General features: G+C 74.0%; 20 protein-coding genes. 10 read left to right on the forward strand and 10 right to left on the reverse strand.

Annotated features, from left to right (window positions below):
- Positions 1–52 precede the first annotated feature (52 nt).
- The 3 genes from ACIQUQ_RS16515 to ACIQUQ_RS16525 all read left to right on the forward strand — a co-directional run bounded on the left by ACIQUQ_RS16515 (position 53) and on the right by ACIQUQ_RS16525 (position 5,901).
- The gene (locus ACIQUQ_RS16515; RefSeq protein WP_403976296.1) at positions 53–2,065 is read left to right on the forward strand and encodes a SpoIIE family protein phosphatase; all 2,013 of its coding nucleotides are present in this window, start codon (positions 53–55) and stop codon (positions 2,063–2,065) included.
- The gene (locus tag ACIQUQ_RS16520) at positions 2,062–4,749 is read left to right on the forward strand and encodes a SpoIIE family protein phosphatase (protein ID WP_403976172.1); all 2,688 of its coding nucleotides are present in this window, start codon (positions 2,062–2,064) and stop codon (positions 4,747–4,749) included. Before ACIQUQ_RS16515 ends, ACIQUQ_RS16520 begins: the two co-directional genes overlap by 4 nt.
- A 168-nt stretch (positions 4,750–4,917) precedes the next feature.
- On the forward strand, positions 4,918–5,901 hold the full coding sequence (locus ACIQUQ_RS16525; protein ID WP_403976175.1) for an NAD(P)-dependent alcohol dehydrogenase: 984 nt from the start codon (positions 4,918–4,920) through the stop codon (positions 5,899–5,901).
- Positions 5,902–5,944: 43 nt separating this feature from the next.
- Here the strand turns inward: ACIQUQ_RS16525 and ACIQUQ_RS16530 are convergent, their stop codons facing one another.
- From ACIQUQ_RS16530 to ACIQUQ_RS16560, 7 genes are all read right to left on the reverse strand, one after another.
- A complete protein-coding gene (locus ACIQUQ_RS16530) occupies positions 5,945–7,513 on the reverse strand; it encodes a hypothetical protein (RefSeq protein WP_403976178.1) in 1,569 nt (522 codons plus the stop codon).
- Positions 7,514–7,680: 167 nt separating this feature from the next.
- Complete coding sequence (locus tag ACIQUQ_RS16535) at positions 7,681–7,875, reverse strand: hypothetical protein (protein ID WP_403666634.1); 195 nt, start codon at positions 7,873–7,875, stop codon at positions 7,681–7,683.
- A gap of 126 nt (positions 7,876–8,001) precedes the next feature.
- The gene (locus ACIQUQ_RS16540; protein WP_403976180.1) at positions 8,002–8,676 is read right to left on the reverse strand and encodes an ABC transporter ATP-binding protein; all 675 of its coding nucleotides are present in this window, start codon (positions 8,674–8,676) and stop codon (positions 8,002–8,004) included.
- Positions 8,669–9,604: an ABC transporter ATP-binding protein gene (locus tag ACIQUQ_RS16545; protein ID WP_403976299.1), complete on the reverse strand. Its 936-nt coding sequence runs from the start codon at positions 9,602–9,604 to the stop codon at positions 8,669–8,671. Before ACIQUQ_RS16545 ends, ACIQUQ_RS16540 begins: the two co-directional genes overlap by 8 nt.
- A 107-nt stretch (positions 9,605–9,711) precedes the next feature.
- Complete coding sequence (locus ACIQUQ_RS16550; protein ID WP_403976182.1) at positions 9,712–10,536, reverse strand: ABC transporter permease; 825 nt, start codon at positions 10,534–10,536, stop codon at positions 9,712–9,714.
- Complete coding sequence (locus ACIQUQ_RS16555; RefSeq protein ID WP_403976184.1) at positions 10,529–11,494, reverse strand: ABC transporter permease; 966 nt, start codon at positions 11,492–11,494, stop codon at positions 10,529–10,531. Before ACIQUQ_RS16555 ends, ACIQUQ_RS16550 begins: the two co-directional genes overlap by 8 nt.
- Before the next feature lie 23 nt (positions 11,495–11,517).
- Positions 11,518–13,119 carry an ABC transporter substrate-binding protein gene (locus tag ACIQUQ_RS16560; protein ID WP_403976186.1) on the reverse strand — a complete coding sequence of 534 codons (1,602 nt, stop codon included), beginning with the start codon at positions 13,117–13,119 and terminating at the stop codon, positions 11,518–11,520.
- A gap of 158 nt (positions 13,120–13,277) precedes the next feature.
- Here ACIQUQ_RS16560 and ACIQUQ_RS16565 point away from each other — a divergent pair, with 158 nt between their 5' ends.
- Positions 13,278–14,234, forward strand: a complete 957-nt coding sequence (locus ACIQUQ_RS16565; RefSeq protein ID WP_403976191.1) for a fibronectin type III domain-containing protein — start codon at positions 13,278–13,280, stop codon at positions 14,232–14,234.
- 107 nt (positions 14,235–14,341) lie between these two features.
- A complete protein-coding gene (locus tag ACIQUQ_RS16570; protein ID WP_403976194.1) occupies positions 14,342–16,366 on the forward strand; it encodes an ATP-binding protein in 2,025 nt (674 codons plus the stop codon).
- 228 nt (positions 16,367–16,594) lie between these two features.
- Here the strand turns inward: ACIQUQ_RS16570 and ACIQUQ_RS16575 are convergent, their stop codons facing one another.
- The gene (locus ACIQUQ_RS16575) at positions 16,595–16,780 is read right to left on the reverse strand and encodes a DUF5999 family protein (protein ID WP_399947943.1); all 186 of its coding nucleotides are present in this window, start codon (positions 16,778–16,780) and stop codon (positions 16,595–16,597) included.
- A 157-nt stretch (positions 16,781–16,937) separates the two neighbouring features.
- Between ACIQUQ_RS16575 and ACIQUQ_RS16580 the strand changes: the two genes are divergently transcribed.
- Complete coding sequence (locus ACIQUQ_RS16580; protein ID WP_403976197.1) at positions 16,938–17,396, forward strand: SRPBCC family protein; 459 nt, start codon at positions 16,938–16,940, stop codon at positions 17,394–17,396.
- 169 nt (positions 17,397–17,565) lie between these two features.
- Here the strand turns inward: ACIQUQ_RS16580 and ACIQUQ_RS16585 are convergent, their stop codons facing one another.
- Positions 17,566–18,795 carry an acyl-CoA dehydrogenase family protein gene (locus tag ACIQUQ_RS16585; RefSeq protein WP_403976199.1) on the reverse strand — a complete coding sequence of 410 codons (1,230 nt, stop codon included), beginning with the start codon at positions 18,793–18,795 and terminating at the stop codon, positions 17,566–17,568.
- A 208-nt stretch (positions 18,796–19,003) separates the two neighbouring features.
- Between ACIQUQ_RS16585 and ACIQUQ_RS16590 the strand changes: the two genes are divergently transcribed.
- Entirely contained in the window at positions 19,004–19,657 is a 654-nt protein-coding gene (locus ACIQUQ_RS16590; protein WP_403976201.1) for a TetR family transcriptional regulator, read from the forward strand.
- A gap of 165 nt (positions 19,658–19,822) precedes the next feature.
- Here ACIQUQ_RS16590 and def read toward each other — a convergent pair whose 3' ends face one another.
- Complete coding sequence (def, locus tag ACIQUQ_RS16595; protein ID WP_403976204.1) at positions 19,823–20,365, reverse strand: peptide deformylase; 543 nt, start codon at positions 20,363–20,365, stop codon at positions 19,823–19,825.
- Positions 20,366–20,478: 113 nt separating this feature from the next.
- Between def and ACIQUQ_RS16600 the strand changes: the two genes are divergently transcribed.
- From ACIQUQ_RS16600 to ACIQUQ_RS16610, 3 genes are all read left to right on the forward strand, one after another.
- Positions 20,479–21,717, forward strand: coding sequence for a MurT ligase domain-containing protein (locus ACIQUQ_RS16600; RefSeq protein ID WP_403976206.1), 1,239 nt, complete (start codon positions 20,479–20,481; stop codon positions 21,715–21,717).
- 21 nt (positions 21,718–21,738) lie between these two features.
- On the forward strand, positions 21,739–22,467 hold the full coding sequence (locus ACIQUQ_RS16605; RefSeq protein WP_403666582.1) for a type 1 glutamine amidotransferase: 729 nt from the start codon (positions 21,739–21,741) through the stop codon (positions 22,465–22,467).
- Positions 22,468–22,726: 259 nt separating this feature from the next.
- The gene (locus ACIQUQ_RS16610; RefSeq protein ID WP_403976208.1) at positions 22,727–23,752 is read left to right on the forward strand and encodes a 6-phosphofructokinase; all 1,026 of its coding nucleotides are present in this window, start codon (positions 22,727–22,729) and stop codon (positions 23,750–23,752) included.
- Positions 23,753–23,842 lie beyond the last annotated feature (90 nt).

Below are 23,842 nucleotides of genomic sequence, written 5' to 3' on the forward strand. Positions count from 1 at the left end.
GCGACACCCTCCCGGCGGAGGGAGTGCACGGGTGACAGCCGAATCGGAGCCCATGGGGCTGCTCGACGTACTCGGTGTGGCGGCGGTGGTGCTCGACGCCGACGGCCGCATCGTGTTCTGGAGTCCGCAGGCGGACGAGCTCTTCGGCTACACCGCCGCGGAGGCGCTCGGCCGGTACGCGGCCCAGGTGCTCGTCCACGAACGCCACCTGGACCTGGTCGTCCGGCTCTTCGCCGAGGTCATCAGCAGCGGCGACAGCTGGGCCGGCGCCTTCCCCATCCGGCACAAGGACGGCAGCACCCGCCTGGTGGAGTTCCGCAACATGCGGCTCACCGACGGGATGGGCGACGTGTACGCGCTCGGCATCGCCGCCGACCACGCCACCGTCCAGCGCGTCGAGACCGACCTCGCCCTTTCCGACCGGCTCGTCTCCCAGTCCCCGATCGGCCTGGCCCTCATGGACACCGACCTGCGGTACGTGCTCGTCAACCCGGCGCTGGAACGCATCAACGGCATCCCCGCCGCCCAGCACGTCGGCCGCCGGGTCCGCGACACGCTGCCCTTCCTCGACATCGACCGGATCGAGCGGGCGCTGCGCGAGGTGCTGGAGACGGGCACGCCGCTGCTCGACCAGGAGGCCGTGGGCACCCTCCCGGGCGACCCCGGCACCGAGCACGCCTGGTCGGTCTCGTTCTACCGGCTGGAGGGTGCGCAGGGCCGGGTCCTCGGCGTCGCCATCTCGGTGGTCGACGTCACCGAACGCCACCGGGCCTCCCGGGAGGCCGACCGGGCCCGCCGCCGGCTCGCCCTGATCGCGGACGCGTCGGCCAAGGTGGGGACGACCCTGGAGGTGCGCCGCACCGCCGACGAGCTGGCGGAGGTCACGGTCCCCGAGCTGGCCGACATCACGACCGTGGACGTGCTGGACTCCGTGCTCTCCCTGCGCCGCCTGGGCACCGCGGACAGCGGACCGGAGCTGTTCCGGGCCCTCGCGGTGAAGGCCGCCTACCCCACGGAGGCGCTCCGCGCTCCCGACCGGACGGGTGACCTCGCCATGTACGGCGCCGACCGCATCGTCACCCGCTGCGTGCACACCGCCCGGCCGGTCCTCGTGCCGCGGGCCGGACCCGAGGACCTCGCCAGGATCGCCCGCAACGCGGAGGCCGCCGAGCTGCTGGCGCGGGCGGGCGTGCACTCGTACCTGGCGGTGCCGCTGATCGCGCGCGGCGAGGTGCTGGGCACGCTGGGCCTGATCCGGGCCCGCAACCCGCTGCCCTTCGACGAGGACGACGTGGTGCTGGCCTCCGAGCTGGCCTCGCGGGCCGCCGTCAGCATCGACAACGCCCGCTGGTACCAGAGCGTGCGCAACTCCGCCGTCACCCTCCAGCGCAGCCTGCTGCCCGGCAGCCCGCCGCCCCCGGCCGGCCTGGAGATCGCCTCCCGCTACCGTCCCGCGTACGCGTCCAGCGAGGTGGGCGGCGACTGGTACGACGTGATCCAGCTGGCCGACGACAAGACCGCCCTGGTGGTCGGCGACGTCATGGGCAGCGGCATCGACGCGGCCGCCACCATGGGCCGGCTGCGCACCGCCACCTGCGCCTTCGCCGACCTCGATCTCGAACCCTCCCAGGTCCTGCACCACCTCGACCGGATCACCACCGGCCTGGAGCACTACATCGCCACCTGCCTGTACGCCGTACACGACCCGCGCGCCGCCACGTGCCGCATCGCCAACGCCGGGCACCTGCCGCCCGCCCTGGTCCCCGCCGACGGACCGGCCCGGCTGGTGGCCGTGCCCAGCGGCGCGCCCCTCGGTGTCGGCGGCGTGCCCTTCGAGACCGTCACCGTCCCCTTCTCCCCCGGCGACCTGCTGGTGCTGTACACGGACGGGCTGGTGGAGACCCGCCACGACGCGATCGACGAGCGGATGGACGCCCTCGTCGCCCTGCTGGACGGCGCGCAGGACCGGCCGCTGGAAGAGACCTGCGACCTGCTCCTCGACTCGCTGCGGCAGGCGGACGACCTCGACGACGTGGCCCTGCTGATCGCCCGGAGCCTGCCGTGACGCCCGGGCCCAAGCCGCGCAGCGTCGCCGGACAGGTCTTCGCCCTCCAGGCGCTGATCGTGGTGCTGCTGGTCACCGTCGGCGCGCTGGCGCTCGTCCTCCAGGCCAGGTACGACAGCCAGCGCGACGCCCGCAACCGCACGCTCGCGGTGGCCGAGGCCTTCGCCAACGCGCCCGGGGTGGCCGCCGCCCTGCGCGCCCCCGATCCGACCGCCCTGCTCCAGCCGCGCGCGGAAGCCGTGCGCCGCGCCTCCGGCGTGGACTTCGTCGCCGTCATGAGCGTCGACGGGATCCGCTACACCGATTCCAGACCCGAGCTGATCGGGCAGCGCGCCGCCGACGTCGCCCGCGCGGCGGCCGGGGAGTCCTTCACCGAGGTCTTCACGGGAGAGCCCAGCGACGCGGTGCGGGCGGTCGTGCCGGTGCGGAACGTGCAGGGGGTGGTGGTCGGGCTGGTCGGCACGGGCATAGAGGTGCGGAACGTGGCGGAGGTGGTGGAGGGCCAGCTGCCGCTGCTGCTGGGCGCCGCCGCGGGCGCGCTGGTCCTGGCCACCGCGGGCGCCGCGCTGGTCAGCCGGCGGCTGCTGCGGCAGACCCGGGGCCTGGGGCCCGTCGAGATGGCCCGGATGAGCGAGCACCACGAGGCGGTGCTGCACGCCGTGCGCGAGGGCGTGCTGATCATCGGGGCGGACCGGCGGCTGCTGCTGGCCAACGACGAGGCGCGGCGGCTGCTGGACCTGCCGCCGGACGCCGAGCAGAAGCACGTGGGCGAGCTGGGGCTGGCCCCCGGCACGGTGGAGCTGCTGGAGTCGGGGCGGGCGGCCACGGACGAGGTGCACCTGGCCGGGGACCGGCTGCTGGCCGTGAACGTGCGGCCCACCACGACACAGGGCCGGGACTCGGGCTCGGTGATGACCCTGCGCGACACCACGGAGCTGGCGGCGCTCACCGGGCGGGCCGAGGTGGCCGGCGGGCGGCTCCAGCTGCTGTACGAGGCGGGCGTGGGGATCGGGACCACGCTGGACGTGGTGCGGACTTCCGAGGAGCTGTCCGAGGTGGCGGTGCCGCGGTTCGCGGAGTTCGTCACGGTCGAGCTGCTGGACCCGGTGCTGAACGGGGACGAGCCCTCGGGCTCGTACAGCGAGATGCGCCGCACCGCGCTGCACGGCGTCCGCTCGGACCAGCCGCTGCAGCCCGTGGGCGACCTGATCAGGTTCGTCTCGCCGCGGACCCCGATGGCCCAGGCCCTGGACGGCGGGCACGCGGTGCTGGAGGCGGACCTCAGGGCGGCGCACGGCTGGCGCGAGCACGACCCGAAGGGCGCGCAGGACGCGCTGGAGTACGGCATCACCTCGCTGATCGCGGCCCCGCTCCAGGCCCGGGGCGTGGTGCTGGGGCTGGTGAACTTCTGGCGGACGGACGCGTCGGAGCCGTTCGGCCCGGAGGACCTGTCCTTCGCGGAGGAGCTGGCCGCGCGGGCCGCGGTGTCGATCGACAACGCCCGCCGCTACACGCGGGAGCACACGATGGCCGTGACGCTCCAGCGCAGCCTGTTGCCGCGGGTGCTGCCCGAGCAGAACGCCGTGGACGTGGCCTACCGCTACCTGCCGGCCCAGTCCGGGGTGGGCGGCGACTGGTTCGACGTGATCCCGCTGCCCGGGGCGCGGGTGGCGCTGGTCGTGGGCGACGTGGTGGGGCACGGGCTGCACGCGGCGGCCACCATGGGCCGGCTGCGGACGGCCGTGCACAATTTCTCCACCCTGGACCTGCCGCCCGACGAGCTGCTGGGGCACCTCGACGAGCTGGTCGCCAGGATCGACCAGGACGAGACCCGGGACGGCGTCAGCATCACGGGCGCGACCTGCCTGTACGCGGTCTACGACCCGTCGACCGGGCACTGCGTGATGGCCCGCGCCGGGCACCCGGGCCCCGCGGTGGTCGCCCCGGACGGCGCGGTGGACTTCCCGGAGGTGCCGCCGGGGCTGCCCCTGGGGCTGGGCGGCATGCCGTACGAGTCGGCCGCGGTGACGCTGCCCGAGGCGAGCAGCCTGGTGCTGTTCACGGACGGGCTGCTGGAGGACCGCGAGCGGGACCTGGAAAGCGGGCTCGCCCTGCTGCGCGCCTCGCTGGCCCATCCCGGCCGCTCCCCCGAGCAGACCTGTGCGGACGTGCTGCACTCGCTGCTGCCGCAGGAGCCGACGGACGACATCGCCCTGCTGGTGGCGCGGACCCGGCGGCTGGAGGCGGAGCAGGTCGCGGAGTGGGCGGTGCCGTCCGACCCGGCGGCCGTGGGCACGGTGCGGAACGCGGGTGCGCGGCAGCTGGCCGAGTGGGGCCTGGAGGAGATCGCGTTCACCACCGAGCTGATCCTGAGCGAGCTGGTCACCAACGCCATCCGGTACGGCGGCGAGCCGATCAGGGTGCGGCTGCTGCGGGACCGCTCGCTGGTGTGCGAGGTGTCGGACAGCAGCAGTACCTCCCCGCACCTGCGGTACGCGGCCACGACGGACGAGGGCGGGCGCGGACTGTTCCTGGTCGCGCAGTTCGCGGAGCGCTGGGGTACGCGCTACACGCAGCGCGGCAAGGTGATCTGGGCGGAGCTGCCGCTCACCGGGGCGGCGCAGGGTGACGGCGCGGCGGGCCCGGAACCGGACCTGGACGCCTTCGAGGGGCTGGCGTGGTGAGCGCCCCCCCGGGGTCCTCTCGGGGATCGACCCCGAGGAATGCCAGGGATCTTCCCCGATGCCGGCGGGGGCGGTGCCCGCCTAACGTCGTGAACGGGCCCGCTCCATGCCGGGCCGTCGGAGTGCGGTCCGCTGCGGTGCGGGCCGCCGGTGGGGGCGGAGGATGCGATGAAGGCCGTGGTCCAGGAGCGGTACGGTGCGCCGGACGTGCTGGAGCTGCGCGAGGTGGAGCGGCCCGCACCGGGGCCGGGCGAGGTGCTGGTGAGGGTGCACGCGGCTGCGGTCAACGCCCGGGACTGGCACATCGTGCGGGGCGACCCCTATGTGGCGCGGCTGGCGTTCGGGCTGGGCGGGCCGCGGGCGCGCGTGCGGGGGCGGGACTTCGCCGGCCGGGTGGAGGCGGTGGGCCCGGGGGTGAGCCGGTTCCGGCCCGGTGACGAGGTGTTCGGCGACCTCGGGGACGCGGACGGGGCGTTCGCGGAGTTCGCGTGCGCGCCGGAGCGGCTGGTCCACGCCAAACCCGCGGACCTGGGTTTCGAGCAGGCGGCGGCGCTGCCGCTGGCGGGGAACACGGCGCTGATGGGGCTGCGGGACGTGGGCGGCGTGCGGGAGGGCTCGACGGTGCTGGTGAACGGCGCCTCGGGGGGTGTGGGGACGTTCGCGGTACAGATCGCCAAGGCGCTGGGGGCGGAGGTGACCGGGGTGTGCAGCACGCGGAACGTTCCGCTGGTGCGCTCCCTGGGCGCGGACCACGTGGTCGACTACACGCAGGAGGACTTCACGCGGTCCGGCCGGCGGTACGACGTGGTGCTGGACCTGGTGGGCAACCGCTCGCTGGCCGAGCAGCGCCGGGTGCTCGCGCCGGACGGGATCCTGGTGCTGTCCGGCGGCGGGGTGTTCGAGGGCGGCAGCCTGTTCGGGCCCATGGGCCTGATCCTCAAGGCCCGGGCGGCCGCTCCGCTGCTCCGCCAGCGGGTGGCGGCGCTGACGGAGCGGCCGAGCGGGGAGAACCTCGCGGTGCTGGCCGAGCTGGCCGGGTCGGGCCGGGTGGTGCCGGCGATCGACCGGACGTACGCGCTGGCCGAGGCGGCCGAGGCGATCAGGTACCTGGAGGTGGAGCACGCCCGCGCCAAAGTGGTGATCACGGTGTGAGGCGGGCGTGCGGCCGGGGCACCCCCCAGCGGTGGCCGGGGGGTCAGGAGGTGTCGCGCACGGCGAGGATGCCGTTGAAGACGCCCACGTAGGCGGTGCCGTCGGGGCCCAGGGTGATCGGGGCCCAGTTGTTGTCGTAGGCGGGGCCGGTGCCGGTCAGGCGCCGCCAGCGGCGCTCACCGGTCCGGAAGTCGACGGCGGTCAGGTACCAGGCGTCGATGCCCCAGAAGTTGGGCTCCTTCTCGTAGAAGTAGAGCAGCCCGTTGGCGGTGGAGAGCTTCGGCACGGTGGACGGGGAGCGGACCGCGCTCTGCCAGACGGTGTCGCAGCCGCTGCCGTCGGGACGGACGTCGATGCGGGTGGCGCCGCCGACGACGCTCTTGCCGAGGAGCAGGCTGGTGGGGTTCTCGTAGCCGTAGTTGTTCTCGACGACGAGGCTGTTGCCCCAGCTGATCAGGGAGTTGTCCGTGGTGGAGGCGCCGGGGCCGAACACCGGCACCTTGCAGACCAGGCGCTCGCCGGCCGGGACGTCCACGGCGCGCCGGTAGACCAGGACGTTCATCCGGTCGTCGGCGTTGTCGGTGATGGCGACGTAGCCGTCGCCGAAGAGGTCCGGCGTGGTGCCCGAACCCTGGTTGACGGAGCCGGGCTTGGTCCCGGTGCCGCGGTCGTAGGTCTCGCGCCACTGCACCTCGGGGGTGCCGTCGGGGGTGGTGGTGAAGCTGTAGAGGGCGTGGTCGGTGACGATCGAGACGCCGTCCCGGCCCACCGAGAAGGAGTTCTGGATCTCTTCGCCGGCCAGCCGGACGGAGCGGATGACGGAGGTGCCGGGGTCGACGGTGCCGACCCGGCCCTGGCGGGTGACCCACCAGATGCGGCCGTCCCAGTCGGGCATGACGGAGGTGACGGGGTCACAGGTGCCGCTGGGCCACAGGTTGGTCCAGCCGACGCAGTCGTGCGGGACGACCTGGGTGAGGTCCCAGTCGTCCTCGACGGTGAACCGCCAGCTGCCGTCGGGGTTCCGGGAGTGGCCGAGGCGCAGGATGTGCTGGCGGGAGTCGGCGAGGACGGCCCGGTCCTGGTCGTCCAGGTAGAAGTAGGCGCCTCCCGAGGTGTCCTTGAAGATCTTGGAGAAGTCGAGGCTGGTGATGGCCTCGACGGTGGAGGACCGCTGCGGCAGCTGGTACTCGGCCAGCGTGGCGAGGGTCCCCGGGTCCAGCAGCTTCACCTTGAAGCCGGCGAACGTGCCGCAGACGGTGACCAGGCGGCCGCCCGAGTCGAAGGTGGCGGTGGCGCACTCGCCGCCGAGCGCAGCGATCTTCTCGCTGCGCACCTCCGGGTTCCTGCCGAGGGGCCCGGACCACGGGTAGGTGGCGCTGCCGGCGGCGTCGGCGTGCATGCCGCTGCGCCCGTTGGGGGCCAGGTGGGGGTGCTGCGGCGGGGCTTCCCCGGGCAGCGGGGCGGCCGTCGCGGGTGCACCGTCGTACTGGCTGACCAGGCGGTGGCCGGGGGCCTTGGGTATCTCCTCGGCCTGGGCCGGGTGAAGCCCGGACCCGGCCGCGGCCAGCATCAGGGCCGGGACCACGGCACAGTTCAGCGCTCTTCGGAACATCCGGTCGTTTCCTCCTCGTGTGCGTACGGGATCGCGCCGCCGCCCGACGCTAGAACTCGTTGCCTGAGGAATCCATAGGGGTGCCGGATGATTCACGGACGCGCAACAGTTGATCAACAGTGCGTCAACAAGGCGTCCGGACACCGGTGTTGGGCGTCCGCGTCCGGTCAGGGACGGAGGCTGCCCACGACGCCGGCGGTGGCCGTGAGGCCGTCGTGGATCGTGGGCGCGATGCTGCTGCTCGCCAGGTAGAACCCCAGGAGCAGGCAGACCAGCGCGTGCGAGAACTTGAGCCCGCCGCTGCGCAGGAAGATCACCGCGAGGATGAGGAGCAGCAGTACGACGGAGATGGAAACGGCCATCACAACCTCCTACGCCGCACGGCCGGTCCGGCTGCGGCATTCGGGCGCCATGGTGGCGCAGCCGGACGGCCTGACGGGTGACCGACGTGTCCGCCGCACGGGTGGTTGACCGTCCGTGACGTTACGTCAGCCGGGCTGGACAGCCGTTCCGGTGAGGCCGGTCCAGTCGGCCGTCCGGTCGCACCAGCGCTCCAGCAGCACCCCGTCGTGCCCGACGGCGAGCAGTCCGGCGCCGGTCTCGGCCCGGTACTCCTCGACGACGCCGACCAGCGCGGCCGTGGTGGACGCGTCGAGCATGGCGGTCATCTCGTCGCAGACCAGCCAGCGCGGGCGGAGCACCAGGGCCCGGGCGAGGCAGGCCCGTTGCAGCTGGCCGTCGCTGACCTCGTGCGGGCGGCGGGCCAGCAGGTCGGCGCCCAGACCGACGCGGCGGCTCAACCGGTCCACGGCTTGCGCCACTTCGGAGCGGCGCCCGGTGGCGCGCAGCGGTTCTGCGATCAGGTCGCGCAGCCGGAGGCGGGGGTCGGCGGCGAGCCTGGGCTGCTGGAAGACCACGCCGACGGCGGTGCGCTGCTCGCGGGGCGCCCGGTGGCGCCAGGCGGTGACGGGGGTGCCGTCCAGCACGAGCGTGCCGCGGTCGGGGCGGTGCAGCAGAGCTGCGACGCGGGCGAGGGTGGACTTGCCGCAGCCGCTGGGGCCGCGCAGTCCCAGGGCTTCGCCGGGGGCGAGGGTGAGGCTGACGTCCCGCACCACGGGGGCGTGGCGCGCGTAACCGGCGGTGATGTTCCTCAGCTCAAGCACGGTCTGCCTCGGGCGCGGTGGTGGTGGGCGGGGCGGGGGTGAGGGGGTGGTGGCAGGCCAGGCCCCCGGTGAAGGCCGGGCGTTCGGCGCAGGCCGGGCCCACGGCCGGGCAGCGTGCGGCGAAGGCGCAGCCGGGCGGCAGGGCGCCCAGTTCGGGCGGGGTGCCCGGGATGGGGGTGAAGGAGCGCTCGGGGAGGGCCTCCAGCAGGCCGCGGGCGTACGGGTGGCGGGGGCCGGGGGTGCCGAAGAAGGCCTCGGCCGGGGCGAGTTCGACGATCCGGCCCGCGTACATGACGGCGACGGTGTCGGCGATGCGCCGGGCGGCCGCGAGGTCGTGGGTGATCATCAGCAGGGCACGGTCCGCCTGCCGGGTGTGGGCGCGCAGCTCGTCGACGGTGCGCTCGACCAGTTCGCGGTCGAGGCCGGTGGTGGGCTCGTCGGCCAGCAGGAGGGGGGCGTCGCCGACGAGGGCGAGGGCGGTGGCGGCGCGCTGGGCGAGGCCGCCGGAGAGTTCGTGGGGGTGCCGGTCGAGGTGGCTCGCGGGGAAGGCGGCGCGGGCGGCCGCCGCCTCGGTGGCCCCGGCCAGGGCGGCCCGGGGGGTGCGGGTGAGGGCCCGGACGGTCTCGCGGAGCTGGGAGCGGACGGTGCGTACCGGGGTGAGGTGGGCGGCCGGGCTCTGCGGTACGAGTCCGACGCGGCGGCCGCGTACCGTCCGGGCGAGGGTGCGCTCGTCGGCGTCGAGCAGGTCCAGTCCATTGGCGAGGCGGGCGGACCCGGTCGCCACGGCGTTGCCCGGGAGCAGCCCGAGGAGGGCGGACGCGAGGACGGACTTGCCGCAGCCGCTCTCGCCGACCAGGGCCAGGCACTCGCCGGGGGCGAGGGCGAAGCGGGCGTCGGAGACCGCCGCGACCTCCCCGCCGCCGCGCATCCGGAAGCGGATCGAAAGGCCCTCGACGCGGAGGACGGGCGGCGGGGACACGGTGCCGGGCGGGGTGTCCGGGCGCTCGGTCGCGTCCGGCGGTGCGAGGTGATCGGTCACAGGGTGAGCTCCGAGCGGCGCCGCGGGTTCAGCCGGGTGCGCCAGGCCGCCGCCAGCGAGGCGATGGCCAGGGTCGGGACGATCAGGAACAGGCCCGGGAAGAGCGTGGGCCACCAGTCGCCGGCGAGCAGGGATCCGCGCGCGGTCTGCACGAGGTTGCCGAGGCTGGCCTGGTGCGCGGGCAGGCCCAGGCCGAGGAAGGAGAGCGCCGACTCGTGCCACATGGCGTGCGGGACCATCAGCACGGCGGCCAGTCCGGCCTGCGGCAGCACCCCCGGCACCAGGTGCCGCAGGGCCACGCGGAGCCGGGAGGCCCCGCCCGAGACGGCGGCGTCGACGAAGGGGCGGGACCGCAGCGAGAGCACCTCGGCACGGACGATCCGGGCGGTCGAGAGCCAGTGGGTGAGCGCGACGGACACCACCACGGGCCACACCCCGGGCCGGAAGAGGGCCACGACGAAGATGCCCAGCAGCAGGTGCGGGACGGCGGCGAAGGTGTCCACCACCCGCATCACGACCCGGTCGAACCAGCCGCCCAGGGCACCCGCCGCCGCGCCGACGGCGGTGCCGACGAGGGTGGCGACCAGGGCCGCGACCACCCCGACCAGCAGCGAGATCCGCAGCCCGTAGACGCAGCGCAGCAGCAGGTCGCGCCCCAGCTCGTCGGTGCCGAACGGATGGGCCGGGGACGGCGGCAGGAGCTTCGCGGCGAGGTCGACGGCCTGCTCGTCCAGCCGGACCAGCGGGGGGACCAGCAGCACGGCGAGCACGGCCAGGACGACGGTGCCGGCGGAGAGGCCGACGCGGCCGCGGCTACCCATCGAAGCCCACCCTCGGGTCGGCCAGCCCGTAGAGCAGGTCGGAGAGCAGGTTGCCCAGCAGCACCGCGGCGGTGGCGAGCACGGTGAGCGCGGCCAGCAGCGGGAAGTCCACGGCGACCGCGGCCTGCACGGTGGCGGCGGCGATGCCGGGCCAGCTGAACACGGTCTCCACGAGCAGCGCGCCGGTGATCAGCTCCGGCACCCGGGAGCCGATCAGGGTGAGGACGGGCAGCATCCCGGAGCGCAGGGCGTGCCGCAGGAGGACGGTGCGCTCGGCGAGGCCGCGGGCGCGGGCCCCGCGTACGGGGTCCTCGGCGAGGGCGTCGGCGACGCCCTGGCGCACGTAGAGGAAGAACCACGGCAGCTGGGAGAGGCCCAGGACCAGCGCGGGCAGCACGAGGTGGGACGCGACCTGGCCGGCGGTGACGGTGTCGCTGCCGGCGTCGGTGAGCCCGCCGGCCGGGAGCACCCCGAGCCGGACCGCGAAGAACCACACGGCGAGCAGGCCCAGCCAGAAGGCGGGGGCGGCTTCGAGGGTGTACGCGGCGGCCGAGACGGTGCGGTCGAGGAAGCGGCCGGGGCGGCGGGCGGCGAGCACGCCGAGGCCGGTGCCGAGGGTCACCGCGACGACGAAGGCGGTGGCGGCGAGGAGGGCGGACCAGCCGAGGCGTTCGGTGATGACGTCGGCCACGGGCTGGCGCATCACGGCGGAGGCGCCGAGGTCGCCGGTGAGGGCGGAGGTCAGCCAGTCCCACCAGCGGGCGAGGAGGGGCTGGTCGGCGCCGAGGTTGGCGCGCAGCTGGTCGAGGTTCTCCCGGGAGGCGGTGAGGCCGGCGGTGCCGGCGTACGCCTTGACGGGGTCGAAGGGGGAGGCCGCGGCGGCGGTGAAGACGCCGAGGGTGACGGCGAGCAGGACGGGGGCGGCGGACAGTGCCCGCCGCCCCGTCATCCGTGCCATGGGCCCCCAGGGGAGGCGCCTGGTCACTTCGCGGGCTTCCAGCTCTCGATGTTCCACCAGGGGCCGGAGGCCAGGCCGTGGTCGTGCGGTTCGACCTGGGTGGTCAGCTTCCCCCAGGAGTCGCCCATCACGTAGAGGTGGTCGATGTGGGTGAGGAAGGTGTAGCCCGGGTTCTTGACGAGTTCGCGCTGGACGGTGTCGTACGCGGCCTTGCGGGCGGCGTGGTCACCGCTGCGGCGGCCCTGCTCCAGGGCTTCGTCGACGGCCGGGTTGGCGTACCAGGCCATGTTGTTGAAGCCCTCGCCGGCGGCGGCGGAGCCGAGCAGCAGGTACTGGTCGAAGTCGGGGTCGGCGGGTGATCCGCCGCCGGCGAGGACGGCCTCCTGCTTCATGCGGGGCTCGATGGCCTCCCAGGTGCCGGCCTCGGTCTTCACCTCGATGCCGACCTTCTTGGCGTCGGAGGCGTAGGTGAGGGCGTGCTCCTGGCGGAGCTTGTCGCCGGAGAGGTACCAGAGCGGGAAGGAGGCGCGGACGCCGTCCCTGGTGCGGATGCCGTCGGGGCCGGGCTTCCAGCCGGCGGCGTCGAGGATCTGCCGTGCCCTGGCCGGGTCGTGGGCGCGCTCGGTGCCGGCGGCGAACCAGGGGCTGTCGGTCGGGACCGGGCCGTAGGCGGGCTTGCCGGCGCCTTCGAGGATCCGGTCGACCATCGCCTTGCGGTCGACGGCGACGTCCAGGGCCCGGCGGACCGCGACGTCACCGGTCACCTCGTGGTGCGACGGGAGGGTGACGTTGCGGTAGTCGAAGGACTTGGCCGCGTACGTGGTCCGGCCCTCGTCGCCCCTGAAGCCGCGGGCGAGGTTGGGCGGCAGGACGGCGCCGTCCAGTTCGCCGGAGCGGAGGCGGGTGGCGCGTACGTCGTCGTCCTTGACGACCGCCATGGTGAACTTCTTGACCGCCGGTTCGCCGCCCCAGTAGCCGGGGTTGGCCTTGAAGCTGAGCTTCTCGCCCTTGGACCAGGCGGTGAGCACGTACGGTCCGGTGCCGACGGGCCTGGTGGTGAACCCGCCGGTGTTGACGTCCTGGTGGCCGGCGACGTGTTCGGGGGCGATGGGGAGCACGGTCCGCTCGGCGAACGGCGCGTAGGGGTACTTGAGGGTGAAGACGACGGTGGTGTCGCCCCTGGCCTCGACCCGGGCCACGGCGTCGAGTTCGCTCCGGGAGGGGTTGTTGGTCTTCGGGTCGAGGATGGTCCGGTAGGTGAAGACCACGTCCTTGGCGGTGAAGGGCCTGCCGTCGCTGAACTTCACGCCCTGCCGCAGCCGGTAGGTGTAGGTGAGGCCGTCCGGGGACACCTCGGGCAGGGCGGCAGCCAGTGCGGGCCGGAGCCTCATGTCCGCGTCGTGCGCGAGCAGCCCGTCGAAGATCTTCGAGTTGCCGTCCTTGCCGTAGCCGAGGAGCGGGCTGAGGGTCTCCGGTTCGTTGGCGATGCCGACGACGACGGAGTCGGCCGCCCGGTCCCCCGCCGCGGCGCCCCCTCCGCCGGGCGCGGAACACGCCGCCGCGCTCGCGATGAGTGCGGCGGCCAGCGTGGTCGCGGCCAGTCCCCGTGCCGTTCGGGCGGTCATCCGGTGCACATCCCTGCTCTACTGAAGATCAAAGGTTATTGCGATCTCGTCGCAATAAGAGGCTATTAAACCTCACCCTTGAGGAGCACCCGACCCCTGTGTCATATATGTCTAGACCTTTGCGTCCAGACTCTCGCCCGCCCGGGGAAGGAGGGGCCGTGCGACGAGCCGCCGCCCCGGCCGTGTTGCTCTGCTGCCTGCTGACCGCCTGCGGGGGACCGGACCGGGACACCGAGCCCCCGCCCGCGCCCGCCGGCCTGACCGCCGAGTCGGGCAGCGCCACCTCCGCCCACGTGATGTGGGAAGCGGCCGCCCCGGCCGACGGGATCACCGGCTACCAGCTGTTCCGCGACGGCGCGCTGCTCCGCGAACTCCCCGCCGGCAAGCGGATGGTGGACGTCGAGGGGCTGGCCCCCGGCACCACCTACGCCTTCGCGGTACGGGCCGCCGACGCGGCCGGCAACCTCTCCCCCCTCACCGCCGCGGCCCGGGTCACCACCGCCGCCGGCACGAAGGACACCCGGCCCCCGGCCGCCCCGGCCCGCCTCACCGCCCGCCCCGAGGGCGCCCGCGCGGCCGTGCTCTCCTGGCCGCGGGCCACCGACGACACCGGCGTCACCGCGTACGACGTCTACCAGGGCGGCGTACGGATCCACACCGTCCCCGCCCGCGAGACCACCACCCGCCTCACCGGCCTGCGCCCCGCCACCGCCTACCGCTTCACCGTCCGCGCCCGCGACGCCGCCGACAACTCCTCCCCCGACAGCCCGGCCGCCGCCCTCACCACCGCCGGGGCGCCCGACACCGGCGGCACCGCCCCGACGGAGTTCGCGGTCGCCGCGGAACCCGGCACCGTGGAGCTGTCCTGGACCGCCCCGGAGACCGGCGAACCGGTCACCGCGTACCAGCTGTACGTCAACGGACGCGCCACCACCGTCCTGCAGTTCGGCGCCGAGGCCGTGCCCGCCGGCCGGGTGGTGCACCGCCTCGCCACCACCGAACCGGCCGGCACGGTGTGGACGCTGAAGCTCCGGGCCCGGCTGCCCGACGGCACCTGGGGGCGGTTCTCCGAGGAGCGGAACGTCACCCTGGTCCCGCCCACGCCAAACCCGTAGGCCAGACGCCAATCAGGGTCCGATCCGAGCACCCGGTTGGTGACTATTCGATCAACAATGATCAATAGGGCTTGTCTGACCGGCCCTCTGGGACAGAATCTGACGCCGTGCTGGGGAACGTGCCGTGTGAGACGGCGAGCTTCGTGGGGCGTCGGGACGAACTCGAAAGGCTGGGGGGCCTGCTGAGGGACCGTCGGCTGGTCACCCTGACGGGGGTCGGCGGCGTCGGGAAGTCGCGGCTCGCGCTGCGCGCCGTGCGCGACGCCCGCGGCGCCTACCCGGACGGCGTCTGGTGGGTGGAGCTCTCCCCGCTGCGCGACCCCGGACTGCTGTCGGCCACCGTCGCGCACGCCTTCGGGCTCACCGAGCACTCCGGCCGCACCCCCGACGAGGACCTCTGCGCCTGGCTTTCCGACAAGCGGCTGCTGCTCGTGCTCGACACCTGCGAGCACGTCGTCGAGGCCTGCCGCCACCTCGTCGGCGAACTCCTCCAGGCCGCGCCGGGCCTCACCGTCGTGGCCACCAGCCGCCAGCCGCTGGGCTGTTACGGCGAGACGGTGAACGAGGTGCGCCCGCTGCCCGTGGAGGGCGCCGACAGCGACGCCCTCACCCTCTTCCGGCACCGCGCCCTCGCCGCCACCCCGCAGGCCTGCCACACCTTCGCCGACCCCGGCCGCACCGCCACCGCGGCCGAGGTCTGCCGCCGCCTCGACGGCATCCCGCTCGCCCTCGAACTCGCCGGCGCCCGGCTGCGGTTGTGGACCCTGGAGCAGATGGCGGAACGCCTGGAGGCACGCTTCGAGGTACTGTCCGACACCCGCGCCGCGCAGCTCCCCCGCCACCAGACCATGCGCACCGCCATCGGCTGGAGCCACGAACTGTGCGAGCCGCTGGAGCGGCTGCTGTGGGCCAGGCTCTCGGTCTTCGCCGGCGACTTCGACCTGGCCGCCGCCCGCGCCGTCTGCTCCGGCGGCCCGCTCCCCGCCACCCGGATCGAGGGGCTGCTCGCCGGACTGGCCGGCAAGTCGGTGGTGCGCCGCACCGTCGAGGGCGCCCGCGAGCGGTACCGGATGCTCGACACCATCCGCGAGTACGGCCGCCAGTGGCTCGCCGAACTCGGCGAGGAGCGCACCGTCGCCGACCGCCACGCCCACTGGTACGCCGCCCTGTCCCGGCAGGCCGACGCCGGCTGGCTGGGACCGGAGCAGCTGGACTGGTACCGGCGGATCAGCGCGGACCACATGGAGCTGCGCAGCGCGCTGGAGCACCTGCTGGGCACGGACCCCGACACCGCCCTGGAGATGGCCGGGCACCTGTGGTTCTTCTGGTTCTGCTGCGGGCACCTGGGCGAGGGGCGCGCCTTCCTGGAGCGGGCGCTGGCCGCCGTACCCGCGGAGGGGCGGTCCTACGTCCAGGGGCTGTGGGCGGTCGGGCTGACCGCGCTGCTCCAGGGCGACCTGGTGAGCAGCCTGTCCTGGGGCGAGGACTGTCTGCGGGCGGCCGCCGTGCTGGGCGACGCCGAGGCGCGGCTGCGGGCGGCGTACCTGGTGGGGGTCTCGGTGCTGATGCCGGGGGACCCGGCCGGGGCGCTGGAGTTCACCAGTGCGCGGGCGCGGGCGGCGCACGCGGGTCCCGCCGACGGGGCGGGGGCGCTGCTGTGCCGGCTCGCCGCGTCGTACGCGCTGTGCGGCCTGGGCCGCTTCGAGGAGGCGACGGCGGAGGCCACCGGGCTGCGGGAGGCCTGCGACCGGCTGGGCGACCGCTGGCTGCGGGCGTTCGCGGACTACATCCTCGCGGTGGCGGCGCTCAGTCTGGACCGGCCGGGCGAGGCCGCGCGGCACGTGCGGGCGGCGCTGTCCGGCAAGCGGCTGCTGCACGACAGCTTCGGCATCGCCATCGGCCTCGACCTGCTGGCGGCGGCCGTGGCGGCGGAGGGCGACGGGGAGCTGGCGGCGCGGCTGCTGGGCACCGGGCACGCCTGGTGGCGCGTCGTCGGCCGGCCGCAGATGGGTTCGCCCTCGCTGCAGGCGGTGCGGGACGCGGGTGAGCGGCGGGCACGCGAGGCGATCGGTGACGAGGCGTACGAGCGGGCGTTCCGCGGCGGCGCGGAGACCCTGCCGCACACCGCCTGAAGCCGGGTCCCCGGCGGGCGGCCGGGGTCCTGGGGTGTTGCGTCCCCCGCCGGGCGGGCGGGGGACTCCGGGCTCCCGTCAGTACGGGAGGGGTCTGCCCGACGGTGTGCGCAGGTCCAGGTCTCGGGGCGCGGGCTTGGGGGCGGGTTTGCGTATCTGGGTCTGGCGCATGGGATCTCCCTTTCGGCACAGACGGGGGGGTCTTGGGGATGGCGGGCGTCGGCCGGCTCAGACGAGGGCCGGACGGCGCGGCTGTACCGCGCTGCCGTCGGGGAGCTGTTCTCCGGTGTCGTCGAAGAGGACGACGCCGTTGCAGAGCAGGCTCCAGCCCTGTTCCGGATGGAAGGCCACGGTGCGGGCCGCGTCGCGGTCGGCGCTGTCGGCACTCGGACAGGGTGGCTGGTGGTTACACATGGCGCACCTCCTCGCTCTGTGGCGGCGGAGGGCCGGGTGGTCAGTGCGGGCCTGGCCGCCATCCACGGTGGCGAGGAGTATTACTGATCAGCGGGGGCGGACGGAACCCGTATTCGGCGTTCATCTCACGGACCGGATGGAGTTTTACGATCGGTTCATGTCCCTTATCCGGATTGTGCGCACCGCCCATGTGCCGCCCGCGGAAGCGTGGCTGCGCGTCACCGACTGGCCACGCCACGGTGCGCAGATCCCCTTCACACGGATCGTGACGGAGACGGCGCCGCCCACGCGGGAGGGCACGGTGTTCACCGCGCGCACCGGAGTGGGCCGGCTGGCGTTCGACGACCCGATGGAGGTGGTCGGCTGGGTGCCGCCGGCGGACGGGGCGGCGGGGCGCTGCCGGCTGGTGAAGCGCGGGCGCGTGGTGCTGGGCTGGGCGGAGATCGAGGTGCGTCCGGCCCGCGACGGGGGCGGGGGCGCCGAGGTGGTGTGGCTGGAGGAGGTACGGCTGCGGGGCGCCCCGCGGTTGCTGGACGCCCCGGTGGCCCTGGCCGGCCGGGCGCTCTTCGGCAGGGCCCTCGACCGCCTGCTGGAGGGCACGGGTCCGACACCCTGACCGACCGGGGGTCCGGGTGCCCGGGGCGCAGCCCCGAGGGGTCCGGGGCGCAGCCCCGGTGAACGGGAGAAGGGCGGGGTGGGGCAGGCCCCGCAGGGCTCGGCCCGCCCCGGCACAGGCAGCCCGGCACAGGCCCGCCCCGACCACGACCGCCCCGCGCCGCGCCGCGCTAGCGGATCGGCATGCCGGAGAGGGTGCGGGCGATGACCAGGCGCTGGATCTCGCTGGTGCCCTCGAAGATCGTGTAGATCGCGCTGTCCCGGTGCATGCGCTCCACCGGGTACTCGCGGGTGTAGCCGTTGCCCCCGAGGATCTGGACCGCCTGTGCAGTGACCTTCTTGGCGACCTCGCTCGCGAAGAGCTTGGACATCGAGCCCTCGGCCGAGGTGAACGGCTTGCCGGCGGTCGCCATCCAGGAGGCGCGCCACACCAGCAGGCGGGCGGCGTCGATCTGGGTGCGCATGTCGGCGAGCTGGAAGGCGACGCCCTGGTTGTCGATGATCGGGCGGCCGAACTGGGTCCGGGTCATGGCGTAGTCGAGGGCGACCTCGTACGCGGCCCGGGCGGTGCCGACGGCCATGGCACCCACGGCGGGGCGGGAGGCCTCGAAGGTGGCCATGGCGGCGTTCTTCACCCGCTCGCCACCGCCGGCCGCGGCCCGCTCGCGGGCCCGGGCGAGGCGCTCGTCGAGCTTCTCCTTGCCGCCGAGCAGGCAGGAGCCGGGGATGCGGACGTCCTCCAGGACGACCTCGGCGGTGTGGGAGGCGCGGATCCCGTGCTTCTTGAACTTCTGGCCCTGGGAGAGGCCGGGGGTGCCGGGCGGGACGATGAAGGAGGCGTGGCCCTTGGTGCCCAGCTCGGGGTCGACCACGGCGACGACGATGTGGACGTTGGCGATGCCGCCGTTGGTGGCCCAGGTCTTGGTGCCGTTGAGCACCCACTCGTCCTTGGCCTGGTCGTAGACGGCGCGGGTGCGCATGGAGCCGACGTCGGAGCCGGCGTCGGGCTCGGAGGAGCAGAAGGCGGCCACCTTGACGTCGTCGGGGGTGCCGTACATCTGCGGGATCCAGGTGCCGATCTGCTCCTCGGTGCCGTTGGCGACGACGCCGATGGCCGCGAGGCCGGTGCCGACGATCGACAGCGCGATGCCCGCGTCGCCCCAGAAGAGCTCCTCCATGGCCATCGGGATGCCGAGGCCGGTGGGGTCGAAGAACTGCTGGGCGTAGAAGTCCAGCGAGTAGATGCCGACCTTGGCGGCCTCCTGGATCACCGGCCAGGGGGTCTCCTCGCGCTCGTCCCACTCGGCGGCGGCGGGGCGGATCACATCGGCGGCGAAGCCGTGGAGCCAGTCGCGTACCTCCTTCTGGTCGTCGTTGAGCTCCATGGTGAACTCCGCCATGTCCCCTCCTGGCTGTACGCTCGAACCGGGCTGCGCCCTTACTTCCGGTAACCGCGCGGCGACAAGGCTTGTTACCTGCGGTAACAGCAGTCTGTTACTCGCCAGTAGGGCATGTCAACCACCAGCGCCGATTCGGCTCCGGAGGCGATCCTGGTGTTACGTTGCGCCTGCGTCACGCAATTCGTACGGGCGGGGAGATACACGCGTCATGGAGACCACCCAGCAGGCCGAACAGGCCGACCACCAGGCGGCGGCCGAGCGCAGGCGTCGGGAGCTGCTCGAAGCGGCCGACCGCGTCGTGCTGCGGGAGGGCCCCAAGGCCTCCATGAACGCCATCGCCGCCGAGGCGGGCATCACCAAGCCCATCCTCTACCGGCATTTCGGCGACAAGGCGGGCCTGTACCAGGCCCTGGCCGTCCGGCACACCGACGCGCTGCTGGACTCGCTGCGGGCCGCGCTGGACGCACCGACCGAGCGGCGCCGCCGGGTCGAGGCCACCCTCGACACCTACCTGGCCGCCATCGAGGCGCGCCCGCAGGTCTACCGATTCCTGATGCACCCGGCCGAGGACTCCCACGCCGGCGAGCGCGGCTTCGACGTGGGCCTGCACTCCGCTCCCCTGCTGCGGCGGCTCGGCGAGGAGCTCGCCCAGGTCGTCGCGGAGCGGGTGGACCTGGGACCGGGGGGCGAGCAGCTGGCGCGCATCTGGGGCCACGGCATCGTGGGCATGATGCACGCGGCCGGCGACTGGTGGCTCGGCGAGCGCCCCTGCGGCCGCGAGGAGCTGGTCTCGGGCCTCACCGACCTGCTGTGGGGCCGCCTGTCCACGGCCGGCGACCGGGCGGACGGCCCGGGCTTCTGAACGCACTGCTCCGGGGCCGGGCGGTACGGGGCTTCCCTGCACGGGAGCCCGACGGGTACGGAGCTTCCCGGCCCGGGGCCCCGGCGGGAGCCGGCACGACGGCAGCCGGGCGGCGGGATCCGGCACCACGGCGGACCCCCGGCGCCCGGTGCGCGCGCCGGCGCCTCAGGCGCGGCCCCAGGGGGCCCGGGCGATCTGCCGGCGCAGTCGGCGGGCCCGGAAGCCGGTGACGCGGTCCGCGTACACCGTGCCGTCGAGGTGGTCGCACTCGTGCTGCAGGCAGCGGGCGAAGAACCCGGTGCCCGCCACCCGGACCGGCCGGCCGTCGGTGGTGACCCCCTCGACGACGGCGTGGTCGAAGCGGACCGTCCCGGCCTCCAGGCCGGGCAGCGACAGGCAGCCCTCCGGGCCGCGCAGCTCGATCCCGCCCGTCTCGACCAGCCGGGGGTTGACGACGTGCCCCACGTGCCGGACATCATCGTCGTCGGGGCAGTCGTAGACGAACACCCGCTGGGAGACACCGATCTGATTGGCCGCGAGCCCCACGCCCTGGGCGGCGTACATCGTGGCGAACATGTCCTCGACCAGCCGGTCGAGGACCGGGCCGAACTCGGTGACCTCCGCGCAAGCGGAATGGAGCACCGGATCGCCCAGCAGGCTCATGGTGCGGACGAGACCGGAAGTGCCGGGGATCGGGCGCTGTCGCATGGCCGTAAGGGTACGTCGGGCGAATATATGAGGGATCCACAAGGGCGCCTGGTCGGGGCCCTGGCCGGATCTGGATAGGCTGAGCCCGACCGACGCAAGGAGGAGCAGGGACGATGGCAGGCAACACGGAGCCGCTTTCGCCGCGGGCCAAGCTGGCCGTGACGGCGGGCAAGGCCGCGGCGGCGGTGTCGCGGGCCGCGGGGCGGGGCAGCGGATCGGTGATCGGAGGCAGGGTCGCGCTCAAGCTCGACCCCGACCTGCTGGGACGGCTGGCGCAGCACCTCGACGTCATCCTCGTCTCGGCGACGAACGGCAAGACCACGACGACCCGGCTGATCGCGGAGGCCCTGCGGGCCAGCGGCCCGGTCGTCTCCAACGCGCTCGGCGCGAACATGCCCGCGGGCATCACCTCCGCCCTGGCGGGCGGCTCGGACGCCAAGTACGGCGTCATCGAGGTGGACGAGAAGTACCTGGCCGGTGTGGCCAAGGACACCACGCCCAAGGCGATCGCGCTGCTGAACCTCTCGCGCGACCAGCTCGACCGCGCCGCCGAGACCCGGATGCTGGCGGAGAAGTGGCGCGAGGGCCTGGCCGGCACCAAGGCCGTGGTCGTGGCCAACGCCGACGACCCGCTGATCGTGTGGGCCGCCTCCTCCTCCCCCAACGTGGTCTGGGTGGCCGCCGGCCAGGAGTGGAAGGACGACGCCTGGTCGTGCCCCTCCTGCGGCGGCGTGATGCAGCGCCCGGGCGACGACTGGTTCTGCGGCGAGTGCGGCTTCCGCCGCCCGACCCCGAGCTGGGCCCTCAGCGGCGACCACGTGCTCGACCCGCACGGCAGCGCCTGGCCCATCCACCTCCAGCTGCCGGGCCGCGCGAACAGGTCGAACGCCGCCACCTCGGCCGCCGTCGCCGCCGTCTTCGGCGTCCCGCCGCAGGTCGCGCTGGAGCGCATGTACCAGGTGCAGGCCGTGGCCGGCCGCTACGACGTGGTCGAGTTCCTGGGCCGGCAGGTGCGCCTGCTGCTCGCGAAGAACCCCGCGGGCTGGCTCGAAACGTTTTCCCTCATCGACCCGCCGCCGACGCCGGTGATCCTCTCGGTGAACGCGCGCGGCGCCGACGGCACCGACACCTCCTGGCTCTGGGACGTGGACTACGGGCGCCTGGCCGGCCACCCGATCTTCGTGATCGGCGACCGCAAGCTGGACCTCGCGGTGCGCCTCGAGGTCGCGGGCGTGGACTTCCGGGTCTGCGAGACCCTCGACGAGGCCGTGCAGCTCGCGCCGCCCGGACAGATCGAGCTCATCGCGAACTACACCGCCTTCCAGGACGTCCGCCGCCGCGTCGGCAACTAGCACCCTCAAGGACACATGAGCATGAGCGACAACAGCCTGCGTCTGGTGTGGGTCTACCCGGACCTGCTCAGCACGTACGGAGACCAGGGCAACGCCCTCGTCGTCGAGCGCCGCGCCCGCCAGCGGGGCCTGGACGTCCAGCGCCTGGACGTGCGCAGCGACCAGCCGGTGCCCACCTCCGGTGACATCTACCTGATCGGCGGCGGCGAGGACCGGCCCCAGCGGCTGGCCGCCGAGCGGCTGCTGCGCGACGGCGGCCTCCAGCGCGCGGTGTCCAACGGCGCGATCGTCTTCTCGGTGTGCGCCGGGTACCAGATCCTGGGCCAGGAGTTCGTCAACGACCAGGGCCGGCGCCAGGAGGGCCTCGGCCTGCTCGACGTGGTCACGGTGCGCGGCGAGGGCGAGCGGTGCGTCGGCGACGTCCTCGCGGACATCGACCCGAACCTGAACCTCCCGCAGCTCACCGGCTTCGAGAACCACCAGGGCGTCACGCACCTCGGCCCGACCGCCCGCCCGTTCGCCCGGGTCCGCCTGGGCCGGGGCAACGGCACCGGGGACGGCACCGAGGGCGCGTACAACGACACCGTCTTCGGCACCTACATGCACGGCCCCGTGATGGCCCGCAACCCGCAGATCGCGGACCTGCTGCTGAAGCTGGCCCTCGACGTGAACGCGCTGCCGCCGGTCGACGACCGCTGGTACGAGGCGCTGCGCGCCGAGCGCATCGCGGCGGCCACGCAGCCCGCCTGACCTGCCTGGCGGCCCGCCCGGACCGCGACACGGCCGACGGCCGGGACACCTCCTGGAGGCGTCCCGGCCGTCGGTCATTTCCCCCCAATTCCGGCGCTCTTCTGGGCACCTCCACGCTCGTCGGAGTTTCCTCCAAATACACCTGACCGGAATCTGGAGCATGGTTCAGTCCAGCGCCGATCCGCTTGTAGGGTGGCGGTAGTTCCAACCGGACGACGTGGTCCGGTCGTCGGCCCACGTTGCAAAGGTTTTTCCTGCCATGCGCATTGGTGTGCTCACTTCCGGCGGCGACTGCCCCGGCCTGAACGCCGTCATCCGCTCCGTCGTCCACCGCGCCGTCGTCGACCACGGCGACGAGGTCATCGGCTTCCACGACGGGTGGAAGGGCCTGCTGGAGGGCGACTACCGCAAGCTGGACCTGGACGCCGTCGCCGGAATCCTGGCCCGCGGCGGAACGATCCTCGGCTCCTCCCGGGTCCAGCCCGCGCACCTGCGCGACGGCGTGGAGCGGGCCCGCGGGCACGTCGCGGACCTCGGCCTGGACGCCATCATCCCGATCGGCGGCGAGGGCACCCTCAAGGCGGCGAACCTGCTCTCGCAGGCCGGACTGCCCATCGTCGGCGTGCCGAAGACCATCGACAACGACATCTCCTCGACCGACGTCACCTTCGGCTTCGACACCGCCGTGGGCGTGGCCACCGAGGCGCTCGACCGCCTGAAGACCACCGCCGAGTCCCACCAGCGGGTCATGGTCGTCGAGGTGATGGGCCGCCACACCGGCTGGATCGCCCTGCACTCCGGCATGGCCGCCGGTGCCCACGCCATCGTCGTACCGGAGCGGCCCTTCGACATCGAGGAGCTCACGAAGATCGTCGGCGAGCGCTTCTCCGCCGGGAAGCGGTTCGCGATCGTCGTCGTCGCCGAGGGCGCCAAGCCCCTGGAGGGCACGATGGAGTTCGCCTCCGGCGGTACGGACATCTACGGCCACGAGCGCTTCGCGGGCATCGGCAACATCCTCGCCGTCGAGCTGGAGCGCCGCCTGGGCAAGGAGGCGCGGCCGGTCATCCTGGGCCACGTGCAGCGCGGCGGCACGCCCACCGCGTACGACCGGGTGCTCGCCACCCGCTTCGGCTGGCACGCGGTGGAGGCCGCGCACCGCGGCGAGTTCGGCATGCTGACCGCCCTGCGCGGCACCGAGATCGAGATGGTGCCGCTGGCGGACGCGACGGCCTCGCTGAAGACCGTGCCGGCCGAACGGTACGCAGAGGCGCAGAACGTACTGTGATGTGATCAACCCGTACAGACCCGCCCCCGGCCGCTTCGGCGTCCGGGGGCGGGTCTAGTGTGGTGGGGCACCACAGGCACCACCACGCGG

Origin of the sequence: Streptomyces sp. NPDC101118 (genome assembly GCF_044759445.1) — a bacterium.
In the GTDB taxonomy this organism is placed as follows: Bacteria; Actinomycetota; Actinomycetes; order Streptomycetales; family Streptomycetaceae; genus Streptomyces.